This window comes from Shewanella sp. GutCb (assembly GCF_002836135.1).
In the GTDB taxonomy this organism is placed as follows: Bacteria; Pseudomonadota; Gammaproteobacteria; order Enterobacterales; family Shewanellaceae; genus Shewanella.
Map to the genome: position 1 here is coordinate 1 of NZ_PJBL01000095.1, position 291 is coordinate 291.

The following is a 291-nucleotide window of genomic DNA, read 5'->3' on the forward strand; positions in this document are numbered from 1 at the left end:
CGCATGTAGCTTGAGACTGTGGTTGAAAGAGAAGTAATCCCCCTGTGGCGTGGTGACGTCATAGGTGACCAGCGTGTTGCTGGTGGAGTTAGCGAACAAGTAGTCGCCGCCCAGACTGAGCCTGTCTTCAAGCAGCCCGGTATAGGTGAAGCCAGCGCCCAGATTGATAAACTCATCTTCGATATCAGCGAACCAATCCGGGGTTGAGAAACTCTGGCTGCCAGCTTGATTAGATTCGATCCACTGCTGACCGGCAAAGGCATAGCCAGACAGGTGCTCATCGAGTTGCAG

General features: G+C 53.6%; 1 protein-coding gene. It reads right to left on the reverse strand.

All coding sequences use genetic code 11. The features are described 5' to 3' along the window. Positions 1-291, reverse strand: a 291-nt coding sequence (locus tag CXF86_RS20125; protein ID WP_180961121.1) for an MtrB/PioB family outer membrane beta-barrel protein, incomplete at both ends; no start/stop codon positions are given.